The sequence below is a fragment of the Streptomyces sp. SAS_272 genome, assembly GCF_052543235.1.
This window is the reverse complement of record NZ_JBMNDR010000013.1, coordinates 1-13,172: the sequence shown is the minus strand read 5'-3', so window position 1 is coordinate 13,172 and position 13,172 is coordinate 1. Positions and strand designations below refer to the sequence as shown.

Genomic DNA, 13,172 nt, shown 5'->3' with positions numbered 1-13,172 from the left:
CGGCGCCCGGGACATCGGGCGACCCGGTCGTCGGCCGGGCGGTCGCCGCTCGACCGCGCGGCCGGGGAAGACAGTCGTCAGTCGATTGCGCGGCCGGGGAAGACAGTCGCCGCTACGACCGCGCGGCGGGTGAGGGCGGCCGTCAGTCGACCGCGCGGCCGGTGAGGGCGGTCAGGCTGTTGCGGACGTGATCCATGTGCGCCTGCACGTCCTCCCCGCGCGCGCCGTGCTCCCGCAGGACGCGCTCCGTCTCCCGCTCGGTTCGCTCCTCCTGAGCGCGCGCCTCGGCGAGGATCCCGGCCGCACGCGCGTGTGCGTCCTCCTGGCCGCGGCGGGCCGACTCCTCGGCCTCGGCGAACGCCTGCTTCGCCCCGGACAGCGCCGCCTCGGCGCGGGCCACCGCCTCGGCGTGCCGCGCGTCGAGGGCGGCGGCCCGCTCGGCGGCCTCGTGCTCCACCGCGGCCCACCGCTCGGCGTGCTCCTTGTGCTGCTCGGCGAGCATGGCGGCGGTGCGCTGGCGCACCTCGCGCAGGGCGGCCAGCGCCTCGCCCCGGTACTCCTTCACCTCACGCCGGGCGCCGATGCGGACCTCGTCGGCCTCGGCGCGCGCCGCGAGCAGTCGCTGACGTGTGCGCTCCTCGGCGTCCGCGCGCAGCGCGTCCGCCTCCTCCTGCGCCGCCCGGCGCGTCCCGAGGGCGCACGTCTCGGCGTGCGCGACCTCGTCCGCCGCCGCACGCCGCGCACACGCGCGAACGTCCTCCGCCTCCTCGATCCCGAGCTGGAGAATGCGCTGCGCGCGCTCGCCCAGCACGTCGTAGGTCTGCGGCGCGAGCCCCGTCACGACCTCGCGCAGCCGCTCGGCCTCCTCCTCCATCTGCCGGGCGAGGACGGTGAGCCGGGCGGCCCGCTCCCACGCCGCGTCGCGGTCGGCGCACAGCGCGGCCGTGTACGCCTCGACCTGCTCAGGACGGTAGCCGCGGCCGCGAACGGTCACGAACCCCGGCGGTGACACCGATGCGCTGCTCATCCTTGAACCCCTCGCCACCCGACGGACACGACATGATGATTTCGCGCATATCTTGATGTATCGGGCGTAAGTGTTCATAACGCGACACTCCGCGTGCAGGTCACGCTCAACGGCGTCACCACCCCGGACACCGCCCGGACACGAAAAGGCCGGACCCGGTCTTCCGACCGGGCCCGGCCCGTTCTTCGCCCCGCACACTCCGGCGGGTCAGCGACCACCCGTCACAGCAGTCCGTCCCACATCTGCTCCAGCAGCACCGACCACCAGCTCTCCGGCGAACCGAGCGCCGCCGGGTCGAGCGAGGCCAACTGGGCCTGGAAGTCGACGGTCCAACGGCCCGCCTGCTCCTGGTTCAGACCGAACCGCAGCCGCCACATCCGCCCCAGCAGCGCCAGACAGCGCGCGAACTCCGGCAGCCCCGTGTTCACGAACTGCGGCGGCACCGGAGCACCGCCCAGGCCCGCCTCCACCGGCACGGCGACGATGTTCGCCGTCCCGTACTGCACACAGATCGCCTTGCCGAAGTCGCTGCCCATGACGAGATACGAACCCGCGTCCGAGGCCGGCTGCACACCCCGCTCCGCCGCCAGCTCCGCCAGCGTCGGCACCGGCCGCCCCGGCTGGGCCTGCGCCCAGAAGAACGGCCCCATGTCCGCCGGCAGACCCGCCACCACCAGGGTGTGCGCCACCACCGGCGGCACGCCCTGCCGGGACACCGCCGCCTGCTCGAAGCGGAACACCGCCGGCCCGAACACCGCCGCCAGCTCCTGCCCGATCGCCTCCGGCGGCACCGGCGGCACGGGCTGCACCGGGGCCAACGGCGCACGCACCGGCCCCGGACGCGCGGGACCGTCGGCCACCTGGTGCAACTCGCCCTGATGCGCCAGCAACTGCTGCATGCCCTGCTGCCGGCTCGCATGATCCGTGCCGTACGGCGCGATGCTCGTGATCCGCGCCTGCGGCCACTGCTCCCGGATCATCCGCGCACAGTACGCACCCGGCAGCTCGCACGACTCCAGCTCCGTGTGCAGCTCCAGCACCTGGTCCGGCGGCACGTTCATCGCGCGCAGCTCGTGGAAGATCTGCCACTCCGGGTGCGGGGTGCCCGGCGCCGAACGCCTGATCAGCTGCTGCTCCGAACCGTCCTGCGCCCGGAAGCGCAGCACGGCCTGATACCCCGGCCCGACCGTCGGCAGACCCTGCTGCTGCGGATACCCGTACGACGGCGGCTGCCCCGGCGCCGGGCCGCCCGGCGGCGGCACCGCACCCGGCGGCATCGGAGGCTGCGGAACGCCCGGAGCCGTCCCGACCGGCCCCGGGGGCACACCGGGACCGCCGCCGGGGAAACCGGGAGCACCATGCGCCCCAGGAACCCCGTGCGGCCCATGAGCCTGCGGCGGCGGGGGCGCGCCCGGGCCGCCGGCCGACGGACCGGCCAGCATCGTCGCGGCACGGTGGACGGCGCCCTGCCCCCCGCCCGCCGAGCCGTTCCCGCCCGGAGCGCCCGGGGCTCCCGGAGCGCCCGGAACCTGCGGCGCGCCGGGGACGCCCGGAGCGCCGGGGACGCCCGGGGCTCCCGGCGGATGCGGGGCGGCGCCAGGACCCATCTGACCCGGGTCGGCGAACATCGTCGCGGCGTGATGGACCGCGCCGGGAGGCGTCCCCCCGGGCGGGTTCGGCGCACCCGGCACGTGCGGCGCACCGGGCACACCCGGAGCGCCCGCAGGACCGGAAGTCCCGGGACCGCCCGGAGCACCCGGAGCACCCGGTTCCAGGGACGAGATCAGCTGCGTCGGCACATAGCCGCCCGCCGGAGTGCCCGGCGCGCCCGGGCCGGACGGCGCAGGCGGCGGAGGAGGCGTGCCGCCCGGACGCGCACCCGGCGCTCCGGGCATCCCCGGCGGTGGCGGCGGCGGCCCCGCACCGCGGTTGCGCCGCGGCGGCGGCGCGGCCTTGCTGGTCGCCGCGTCGGCGATGTCACCGGCGTTCGGCGCGAGCGGCCTCGGCGGAGCGCCGGGCCCGGCCTGCGGCTGCGGAGCACCCGCAGCACCCGCACCCTGCGGATAGCCGTACGACGACCCGGCCGGACCCGCCGGCGGAGGCGTCGGACCGGCGGGCGGAGGCGTCGCGGACGGCCCGGCCGGCGCGCTCCCGGACGCCTGCTGCCCGCCCCGAACCCCCGACGCACCCGACGCACCCGGATCGCCGAGCACCGGAGCGACCGCCGTCGGCGGAAGCTGACTGCCACCGGACATCAACGCCGTCTGGGCGTCCGGCGCGGCCGTCGGCGGCCCCGCCTCGTCGTCGGACCCGCTCAGCGGAGGCGCGAACACGGTCGCGGGCAGCGGTACGGAACGGTCGTCACCGGCGTCGCCGTTGGTGTCCGTCCCGGCCCACGGCGTCGCTCCGGCCGGAGCGGCGGCCGCCGCCGGCGACGGACCCGTCGGCACCCCGGGCTGCGTCTCGGGCAGCCGGCTCCCCGGCACACCGCCCTGCGTCCGAGGCAGCGACGGATCACCACCCGCACCCGAACCCGAACCGAACGAGCCCGACGACGAGGCGGGACCGTCGGCAACCCCGGAGCCCGAACCGGCGTCCCCGGAGCCCGAACCGGCCTCCCGCCGGTCGGGAATCCCCAGCTTGTCCGCCGCCTCCTGCAACCACTCCGGCGGCGACAACAGGAACGAGGTCTGATTCAGATCCACCCGCGCCGCAGGCGCCGGCACCGCGTCCGCAGGCCCCTCCGGACGGCCGTACTCCTCCTCGTACCGGCGAATCACCTCGCCCACCGGCACCGAAGGCCACAACGTGGCCTCCCCGCTGTCCCGGGCGATCACCAGCCGCTGCGCACCCCCGTCCGAGCGCGGCCCCTCCGCACGGTCCTCGGCCCACACCACGAAACCGAGCTCGAACTCCCGCACCCGCACCTCACGATGCTGATACGCCGGCACATCCCCGTTGACCCATTCCCCGGCGCGCTCCTGCGCCTGCGCGAACGTCACCATCGTCCAGCTCACTCCCCCGCCGAAGACACCGAAGACGCCGGCACCGCCCGCGCGAACCCGCCGTCCACCATCAGATTCGCCACCGTCGCCAACTCCGGCGGATTGCCCGCCAGCCGCGACAGGAAGACGTCGAAGTCCTCACCGCACGGCAACAACAACCGCTCCATCCGCTCCGCAGGCGACCACCCGGGATCCACGTCCCGCACATCGTCGTACGAGCAGAACCACACCGAACCGGCCCGCTCGCCCCGCACCTTCACGGCCAGCAACCCGCCCTGCACGAAACCGACGCTCAGATAGTCCTTCGTCAGATGGTCCCGCAGACACTTGTTCACATACACCAGGTCGTTGACCGCCGCCTCGTCCCGCACCGTGAAGAACGGCTGGTCCACCAGCAGACCCAGCTCCGCGTCCAACGCCGCGCCCACCGGCGCACAACCGCCGGCCGCCTTCAGGAACGACCGGTACGCCCCCGGCAGCCGATACCCCAGATCCTCCTCCACCCCCTGCACCTGCTGCTCCGAGACCGCCACACCCGACTTCGGCAGACCGAAGTGCGCCGGACGCGTCTCCTGCAACGGCCGCGTCCCCCGCTTCGCCTGGTCCACCAACGCCGTCGACACCCCGCCGTGATGCCGCAGCAAGGCCTTCACCTCGACCGGAACCAGCTCCAGGCGCCGCGAACCCACCACGTGATGCCACGTCCAGCCGTGCGGAGTCGCCACCGCCGGCACCGTGTCCCACAACTCGTGCCCCGAAGCCGCCGAGGCCGCGTTCGCCGACACGTAGTCCGTCAGGCGCAACTCGTCCACACCGAAACCCTCCGGCGGATCCGCGATCTCCGCGACCGCCCGCGCATACGGCGAGAAGTCCGGATAACCCCGCTCGTCCACCCGCACACCCCTCGGGTGCCGCGCGGCCCGGACCGGATCAGGGAAATGCACGACCTGCCCGGCGTAGGCCGCGTTCGGCGGCGTGCCCTGTCCCCCCACCTGGCGGCCGGGAGGCGCCCCCAGCCCGAGCCGACCTGTCGTCATGGCGGTTGCCCCCTGCGGCACTCTGTACGGCCCGCGACAGGCGGTTCCGCTTCCGGACCCGGCCCGCCACGACCCGTATCGACTGTCTCCAACGATCTCCGACGCGCGTCAACCACGCGCTCACGGTGCGACAGCCTATGCGGTACGGCGACGGCGGTCACCGGCCCTCCACTTCCGTGACCAGCCGTCACCCCGCCGTGACGACCCACCCCGCCCCGGGCGTGTCGCACCGCCCCAGCTTCCGCACCGGCCCCGCCATTTGGCACCCTGTGACGTCCGGGGGGATGCACGGAGGGGAAACGATCATGAACACCACGCAGACGGGGCCACACACGGGCAGGCCCGACGACCTGCACACCACCCACACCGGCGACCCCCGCATCGGCTGGTCCGCCACCGCCGCACCCCTCATCCCCGCGCTCCGCCACCGCCGCGACGGCATACTCCCCACCGTCGCCGCCGCTCTCTCCGTCCGCGGCGCCACCCTCACCGGCACCGCCGCCCGCGGCGACCAGCCCCCACCCCTGCACCCCCTCGTCCAGGACTTCCTCGACACCCTCACCAGCGCCCAACGCGACCGCTCCACCGGCCGCTGCGCCGAAGCCATCCTCATCTCCCGTCACATCAGCGCCGCCGACGCCGCCCGCAGCAGACGCGCCGCCCGCCGCCCCATGACCAACGGCGAAGCCCGGAAGACCCTCAGACAAGCCAAACTCACCACCCGCCACATCCGCGAGGACGGCGACCCCCTCCACGGCGGCTTCGCCACCCCCTGCCGCGCCTGCACCGCCCTCAGCGCCCACTTCGGCGTCCGCGTCGTCGACCCCGCGACCGGCTCCTGAACCGCCCCCCGCAGGCACACCGGCACACCCGCACCACCCCGACACACCACGGACGAAGGGCAGATGCACCCCGACCGCGCCTCCACCACGCGCTTCCCCGTACCCGTCGACGCCGCCCTGCGCGCCGCCGGCTGGCAACCCGGACGCTGGGACATCAAACAAGCCGAAATCTGGGCCGACACCCTCCGCGAACACACCTCGCCCGCCGGCCACCGCCACGCCGTCTTCCCCGCCGCCGTCGAAGCCTGGGCCGAATTCGGCGGACTCACCATCACCCCCACAGGACCCGGCCGCCAGATCGCCCCCAGCACCCTCCACCTCGACCCCCTGCACGGCCTCCACCTCGCCCGCACCCTCGCCGACCTCGGCCGCGCCCTCGACACCGAAGTCGCCCCCCTCGGCGCCGAAGCCGACGACCGGGCCCTCCTCGCCATCGACGCCGAAGGCCGCGTCTACGCCCTCGACCACACCGGCGACTGGTACCTCGGCCCCGACATCGACCAGGCCCTCGGCGCCCTCACCTCCGGCACCGAACCCACCCGCCTCACCGCGGGCTGACACCCGGCCGCCCCCGCACCGCCCCCACCCCCCCACCACCACACGGCGGACGCGCCGCACGGCCACCGTCCACGCCCTAAGCCGCCGGAATCACCGCCGACACCCGGAAACCCCCCGCCTCCGTCGGCCCCGACACGAACACCCCGCCCAACGCCACCACCCGCTCCTTCATCCCCACCAAACCGTTGCCCCCCGACGGCAACCCCGCCGACGACGCGGACCCCGCCTCCGGCGGCGCCCCGTTCTCCACCTGCATCGCGATCTCGCCCACCCGATGCGCCAACCGCACCTGCGCCTTCGCACCCCCGGCATGCTTGTGGACGTTCGTCAACGCCTCCTGCACCACCCGGTACGCGGTCTGCTCCACCTCCGGCGCATACGCCCGCACCTCACCCTCCACCATCAGATCCACCGCCATCCCCGCGGCCGCCGACTGCCCCACCAACTCCTCCAGCTCCGCCAGACACGGCCCCTCCCCCTCCTCCACGACCACCGCGGCCACCCCCACCGTCACCGACGCGGTCGCCGCCCGCTCCACCCCGACCCCACTGCGCAACACCCCGAGCATCTCCCGCAGCTCGGTCAGCGCCTGCCGGCCCATGTCCCCCACCAGCGCCGCGTTGCGCACCGCCTTCTCCGGATCCTTCCGCGCCACCGCCTGCAACGCCGCCGCATGCACCACCATCAGACTCACCCGATGCGCCACCACGTCGTGCATCTCCCGCGCGATCCGCGTGCGCTCCTCGTTACGCGCCCACTCCGCACGCTCCTCCGCCCGCTCCGCGAGCAACTGCAACTCCCGCTCGAGACTGTCCGCGCGCTCGCGCAGGCTCTCCATCAGCCTCCGCCGCGCCCCCACATACAGCCCCAGCAGCAACGGCGGCGCCGTCAACCCCAGCGACGTCGTGATCGCCGCGAACGGAATGAACCAGTCCCCGATCGTCAGACGCCCCTGATCCAGGCTCTGCCGCACCCGCACGAACGTCACGATCAACGTCCCCACCAACTGCATCCCCGCCAACGAGGCGATGATCCGCCGCGGCAACTCCGACGCCGCCAGCGTGTACAGCCCCACGATGCCCATCAGGTAACCCATCTGCGCCGGCGTGATCGCGATCGCCACCAGCACCACCGCGATCGGCCACCTCCGCCGCACCACCAGCACCGAACCGGCCAGCAGACCGAACGCCGCCCCCACCGCCACCGGGATGCCCGCGTCCCGTGCGAACGGCACCCCCTCCACCGCACACTCCACGGCGGACACGAGCCCCAGGCCCGAGTCGAACACCGCGCTGCGCCGTCTGGCCCACCACAGCGGCCCTCCCCGGACCGCCGTGTCCTCTGCCCCCGTCATGGTCATGCCTCCAGCCTACGGGCGCACCCCCCGCCTTTTCCGGCGACTTTCCCCGACCGCCCCACACCACGCACCGTAACCGAACAGCATCGAAACCCACCGGTATCCATCGAACGGCTGAACCACACCCGTTCGACCCCGGAGCCTCACATTCCGCCCGCACGGCATGCGTATGGCACATTCATCCGGCAAGTACAGGGGTGGACTCCGCACGCCGACGATCTCCGTCGCCATCCACGAGTCGGCGGACGTGCCGGCAGCCGAGGCCCACCGGGCAGACCGGGTCGGCATCAAGGTCGACGCTCGCCTGATAACGAGCCTCGAGAAGCACGACCCCAAGACCAACCGCACCGACACCGGAGAGGGTTGCCACGGCCGCCTACGGGTTGCCGCGCCCCAAAGCGCCGACCTACACCGTCGCACCGAAGGCTGGTGGTGCGGCATAGTAGGAACCGCCACTCGCCGGTCGGAGTAGATGTCCGATTCGGGCGACAATGTTCCCCTGTGGTGTAATTGGCAGCACTGTGGCTTTTGGTGCCATATGTCCGGGTTCGAGTCCTGGCGGGGGAGCCATACAGGATCCGGGCCCCGACCTCACCGTCGGGGCCCGCTCCCATGTCCGCCGGAAAACGCCCCGGTATCCTTCGGATGTCCCCACCTCCCACAGCCGAAGGGCAAACTCCGTGAGCGCCATTCGCCCGGCAGCCGTCGTCGTACTCGCAGCGGGTGAGGGCACCCGTATGAAGTCGGCCATACCGAAGGTCCTCCACGAGCTCTGCGGCCGCAGCCTCGTGGGCCACGTGCTGGCCGCCGCCCGTGAGCTGGACCCCGAGAACCTGGTCGTGGTGGTCGGACACGCACGCGAGAAGGTCACCGCGCACCTCGCCGAGGTCGACGCCGCCGTGCGCACCGCCGTGCAGGAGGAGCAGAACGGCACCGGGCACGCCGTGCGGATGGGGCTCGAGCAGCTGGGCGGCGGTGTGGACGGCACGGTGGTGGTCGTGTGCGGCGACACTCCGCTGCTGACGGGTGCGACGCTGGCGGAGCTGGCCGCGACGCATCACGCGGACGGCAACGCGGTCACCGTGCTGACCGCCGAGGTGCCGGACGCCACGGGGTACGGGCGGATCGTCCGGGACGAGGCCTCCGGCGCCGTGACGGCGATCGTCGAGCACAAGGACGCGGACGACGCGGTGCTGGCGATCCGGGAGATCAACTCCGGGGTGTTCGCGTTCGACGGGCAGCTGCTCGCGGACGCGCTGAAGAAGGTGCGCACGGACAACAGTCAGGGCGAGGAGTACCTGACCGACGTCCTGGGGATTCTGCGCGAGGCGGGTCACCGGGTGGGGGCGTCCGTGGCCGCCGATCACCGTGAGATCGCCGGGATCAACAACCGGGTGCAGCTGAGCGAGGCGCGCCGGATCCTGAACGACCGGCTGCTGACCGCGGCGATGCTGTCGGGTGTGACGGTGATCGACCCGGCGACGACGTGGGTGGACGTCACGGTGACGTTCGAGCGGGACGCGGTGGTGCACCCGGGTACGCAGCTGCACGGCAGCACGCACGTGGGCGAGGGCGCGGAGGTCGGTCCGAACAGCCGGCTGAAGGACACGGTGGTCGGGGCGGGCGCCCGGGTCGACAACACGGTGTCCAACGACTCGGAGATCGGGGCGGGCGCGTCGGTGGGGCCGTTCGCTTATCTGCGTCCCGGTACGCGTCTGGGGACGAAGAGCAAGATCGGCACGTTCGTGGAGGCGAAGAACGCGTCGCTCGGTGAGGGGACGAAGGTTCCGCACCTGTCGTATGTGGGCGACGCGACGATCGGCGAGTACAGCAACATCGGCGCGGCGAGCGTGTTCGTGAACTACGACGGGGAGAGCAAGCACCACACCACCATCGGCTCGCACTGCAAGACGGGTTCGGACAACATGTTTGTGGCTCCGGTCACGGTCGGGGACGGCGCGTACACCGCGGCCGGGTCCGTGATCACGAAGGATGTGCCGCCCGGTTCGCTGGCCGTGGCCCGTGGTCAGCAGCGGAATATCGAGGGCTGGGTGGCCCGTAAGCGTCCGGGCAGCGCGGCGGCGAAGGCGGCCGAGACGGCGTCCCGCCAGGGCGAAAGCGGAAGCTGACCGGAAACGGGCGCGTCGAACACGGCGTACCGTGATAAGTGCACACCCGCACCTACCAGCTGAGACGTCCTTGTCGCGCCCAGCGGCGAGGGTTCTCGACATCCAGCTGAGACACCTCTGAGGAGACAGTGCTGTGACCGGGATCAAGACGACCGGCGAGAAGAAGATGATGTTCTTCTCCGGCCGCGCCCACCCCGAGCTTGCCGAGGAGGTCGCCCACCAGCTGGGTGTCGGGGTCGTCCCGACGAAGGCCTTCGATTTCGCCAACGGTGAGATCTACGTTCGCTACCAGGAGTCGGCGCGCGGTGCGGACTGCTTCCTGATCCAGAGCCACACGGCTCCGATCAACAAATGGATCATGGAGCAGTTGATCATGATCGATGCGCTGAAGCGGGCTTCGGCGCGTTCGATCACCGTCATCGTGCCGTTCTACGGCTATGCACGTCAGGACAAGAAGCACCGTGGGCGTGAGCCGATCTCGGCGCGGCTGATCGCCGACCTGATGAAGACGGCGGGCGCGCACCGGATCCTGACCGTCGATCTGCACACGGACCAGATCCAGGGGTTCTTCGACGGTCCGGTGGACCACCTGTTCGCGTTGCCGCTGCTGGCGGACTACGTGGGTCAGAAGGTGGACCGCAACAAGCTCACGGTGGTGTCCCCGGACGCGGGCCGGGTGCGGGTGGCGGACCGCTGGTGCGACCGTCTGGGCGCGCCGCTGGCGATCGTGCACAAGCGGCGCGACAAGGACGTGGCGAACCAGGTGACGGTCCACGAGGTCGTGGGCGAGGTCGAGGGCCGTGTCTGTGTTCTCGTGGACGACATGATCGACACGGGTGGCACGATCTGCGCGGCCGCGGACGCGTTGTTCGCACACGGCGCGGAGGACGTCATAGTGACGGCGACGCACGGTGTGCTGTCGGGTCCGGCGGCGGACCGCCTGAAGAACTCGAAGGTCAGCGAGTTCGTGTTCACGAACACGCTTCCGACGCCGGGTGAGTTGGAAGTCGACAAGATCACGGTGCTGTCGATCGCGCCCACGATCGCGAACGCGGTGCGTGAGGTGTTCGAGGACGGTTCGGTGACGAGCCTGTTCGACGAGCAGTGACGGCTGCCGCCCGACGCATGCCCTAGATCGATTTCGTGTACGGCCTTCCCGCTGCGTAAGCTGTGACAGTTGCTCGGCGAGGGAGGCCGTACGCGTGCGTGTAGCGCGTGTGTACGGCGGTCCGTTATCGACGCGCTCTTCGTAGCAGGCCGATGGTTGGCCGGGTGACCACCTTTCCCCCTTTCTACGAGGAGTGAACATGGCCGAGGTCAAGCTCGCAGCCGAGACCCGCACCGAGTTCGGCAAGGGCGCCGCCCGCCGTATCCGTCGTGCCAGCAAGGTTCCCGCCGTTGTCTACGGTCACGGCGCCGAGCCGATGCACATCACGCTGCCGGGCCACGAGCTCCAGCTCGCGCTGCGCACCCCGAACGTCCTGCTGAGCCTGGAGCTCGAGGGCAAGAAGCAGCTGGCCATCCCGAAGGCCGTGCAGCGTGACGCGATCAAGGGCTTCCTCGACCACGTCGACCTGCTTCTGGTCCGCAGCGGCGAGAAGGTCAACGTCGAGGTCTACGTGCACACCGAGGGCGACCTGGCCCCGGGCGCCTACCTGCTCGAGCACGTCCTGAGCACGCTGACGGTCGAGGCCGAGGCGACGCACATCCCGGAGTCGGTCACCGTCTCCATCGAGGGTCTCGAGGCCGGCGCGTCCATCCTCGCCAAGGACATCCCGCTCCCCAAGGGCACGACCCTGGCGATCGACGAGGACGCGGTCGTCCTGCAGGTTCTGGCCGCTCAGGCGGAGGAGGCTCCGGCGGACGCCGAGGCCGAGACCACTGAGGCCTGATTTTCCCGGTACCTCATTTCGTCGGCCGCCGCTCCCCTCGGGGGGCGGCGGTCTGCGCGTATCAAGGAGACATGCAGGTGACGACCGATGCGAACGCGCCGTGGCTGATCGTGGGTCTCGGCAATCCGGGCCCGGAGTACGCCATGAACCGGCACAACGTGGGTTTCATGGCCGCCGATCTGCTGGCTGAGCGAATCGGGGGGCGGTTCAAGCGGGCGGGGAAGGCGCAGGCGCAGGTGGTGGAGGGCCGGATCGGCCCGCCGGGGACGGGGAGCCGGCGGGTGGTGCTGGCGAAGCCGATGTCCTTCATGAACCTGTCGGGCGGTCCGGTGAACGCCTTGCGGGACTTCTACAAGGTGCCGCTGGCGAACGTGGTGGCGGTGCACGACGAACTGGACATCGACTACGGCGTGCTGCGGTTGAAGCTGGGCGGCGGCGACAACGGGCACAACGGTCTGAAGTCGATGACGAAGGCGATGGGCGCGGAGTACCACCGGGTGCGGTTCGGGATCGGGCGTCCGCCGGGGCGGATGCAGGTGGCGGACTTCGTGCTGAAGGACTTCTCGTCGGCGGAGCGCAAGGAGCTGGACTACTTCGTGGACCGGGCGGCGGACGCGGCGGAGGCCCTGGTGCTGGAGGGGTTGGAGCGGGCGCAAAGCACGTACAACTCCTGACTTGTCACCCGCCGAGGTTGACGTCGGTTCAGTGATGGCTGATGATCCCGGCCATGTCTGGCTCTGCAGTCTCGTCGCACCGCCGTGGGGGTCCGTCCCGGAAGCACTCGGCCAAGGGGTCCGGCCGGGGCGCGGCCCGGGGTTCGGTCTCCGTGGCGGTGCTGCGGTTCGGGCGGGTCGCCGCGATGAGCGCGGTCGCGGTGCTGATCCTGGTGGCGGGGGTGTGGGGTTCCTGGGGCTCGGCGCAGCACGTGATGCTGACGAAGGGGCGGGAGCAGGGCACGGTCGAGGTGACGCGGTGTGCGGGGGGCAGCTGTGCGGGGCCGTACACGCCGTTGTCGGCGGGGTCGACGGCGCGGGCGCGGGTGGTGCTGGATCAGTCGGTGGCGGTGCGCAAGGGGCGGACGTACACGGTGGTGCTGAAGCCGGGCGGTGATCGGGCGGTGCGTTCGGGGCCCGCGGGCGTGTTGTACGCGTGGGTGCCGTTCGGCGGGGCGTTGTTGTTGGCGTCGGTGGTGGTGGCGGGGGGTCTGGGGCGGGTGCGGGCCGGCTGGGTGCTGGCGGGGTCGGGAGTGGCGTTGCTGACGGCGGCGTTCCTCACGGTGTGAGCGGGGACGGATGAGGGGCGCCCCCGGGTTCGTACGAACCCGG

The 13,172-nt window shown here is 72.1% G+C and carries 11 protein-coding genes and 1 tRNA gene; 8 read left to right on the top strand and 4 right to left on the bottom strand.

Annotated elements, in window-relative coordinates; translation table 11 throughout:
* Positions 1–142 precede the first annotated feature (142 nt).
* The 3 genes from ACN6LD_RS11105 to ACN6LD_RS11095 all read right to left on the bottom strand — a co-directional run bounded on the left by ACN6LD_RS11105 (position 143) and on the right by ACN6LD_RS11095 (position 5,069).
* Positions 143–1,027: a cellulose-binding protein gene (locus ACN6LD_RS11105; protein ID WP_445043027.1), complete on the bottom strand. Its 885-nt coding sequence runs from the start codon at positions 1,025–1,027 to the stop codon at positions 143–145.
* Positions 1,028–1,248: 221 nt separating this feature from the next.
* A complete protein-coding gene (locus tag ACN6LD_RS11100; RefSeq protein WP_445043026.1) occupies positions 1,249–4,032 on the bottom strand; it encodes an SUKH-4 family immunity protein in 2,784 nt (927 codons plus the stop codon).
* A gap of 8 nt (positions 4,033–4,040) precedes the next feature.
* Positions 4,041–5,069 carry an SMI1/KNR4 family protein gene (locus ACN6LD_RS11095; protein ID WP_057579347.1) on the bottom strand — a complete coding sequence of 343 codons (1,029 nt, stop codon included), beginning with the start codon at positions 5,067–5,069 and terminating at the stop codon, positions 4,041–4,043.
* Between the two features lie 305 nt (positions 5,070–5,374).
* On the opposite strand from ACN6LD_RS11095, the gene ACN6LD_RS11090 reads away from it, so the two are divergent.
* Together ACN6LD_RS11090 and ACN6LD_RS11085 are read left to right on the top strand one after the other, a co-directional pair.
* Entirely contained in the window at positions 5,375–5,911 is a 537-nt protein-coding gene (locus ACN6LD_RS11090; RefSeq protein WP_445043025.1) for a YwqJ-related putative deaminase, read from the top strand.
* Positions 5,912–5,974: 63 nt separating this feature from the next.
* Positions 5,975–6,469, top strand: a complete 495-nt coding sequence (locus ACN6LD_RS11085) for an SUKH-3 domain-containing protein (protein WP_319198581.1) — start codon at positions 5,975–5,977, stop codon at positions 6,467–6,469.
* A gap of 76 nt (positions 6,470–6,545) precedes the next feature.
* Here ACN6LD_RS11085 and ACN6LD_RS11080 read toward each other — a convergent pair whose 3' ends face one another.
* Positions 6,546–7,829 (bottom strand): sensor histidine kinase, encoded by a 1,284-nt coding sequence (locus tag ACN6LD_RS11080; protein WP_445043024.1) that lies wholly within the window; start codon positions 7,827–7,829, stop codon positions 6,546–6,548.
* A gap of 492 nt (positions 7,830–8,321) precedes the next feature.
* On the opposite strand from ACN6LD_RS11080, the gene ACN6LD_RS11075 reads away from it, so the two are divergent.
* The 6 genes from ACN6LD_RS11075 to ACN6LD_RS11050 all read left to right on the top strand — a co-directional run bounded on the left by ACN6LD_RS11075 (position 8,322) and on the right by ACN6LD_RS11050 (position 13,129).
* Positions 8,322–8,396, top strand: a tRNA-Gln gene (locus ACN6LD_RS11075).
* Between the two features lie 110 nt (positions 8,397–8,506).
* Positions 8,507–9,955, top strand: coding sequence for a bifunctional UDP-N-acetylglucosamine diphosphorylase/glucosamine-1-phosphate N-acetyltransferase GlmU (glmU, locus tag ACN6LD_RS11070; RefSeq protein ID WP_445043023.1), 1,449 nt, complete (start codon positions 8,507–8,509; stop codon positions 9,953–9,955).
* Positions 9,956–10,088: 133 nt separating this feature from the next.
* A complete protein-coding gene (locus ACN6LD_RS11065; protein ID WP_319197509.1) occupies positions 10,089–11,063 on the top strand; it encodes a ribose-phosphate diphosphokinase in 975 nt (324 codons plus the stop codon).
* 199 nt (positions 11,064–11,262) lie between these two features.
* Complete coding sequence (locus ACN6LD_RS11060; protein WP_319197508.1) at positions 11,263–11,847, top strand: 50S ribosomal protein L25/general stress protein Ctc; 585 nt, start codon at positions 11,263–11,265, stop codon at positions 11,845–11,847.
* A gap of 71 nt (positions 11,848–11,918) precedes the next feature.
* A complete protein-coding gene (gene pth, locus ACN6LD_RS11055) occupies positions 11,919–12,521 on the top strand; it encodes an aminoacyl-tRNA hydrolase (protein WP_319197507.1) in 603 nt (200 codons plus the stop codon).
* A gap of 53 nt (positions 12,522–12,574) precedes the next feature.
* Positions 12,575–13,129 (top strand): hypothetical protein, encoded by a 555-nt coding sequence (locus tag ACN6LD_RS11050; protein WP_445043022.1) that lies wholly within the window; start codon positions 12,575–12,577, stop codon positions 13,127–13,129.
* Positions 13,130–13,172 lie beyond the last annotated feature (43 nt).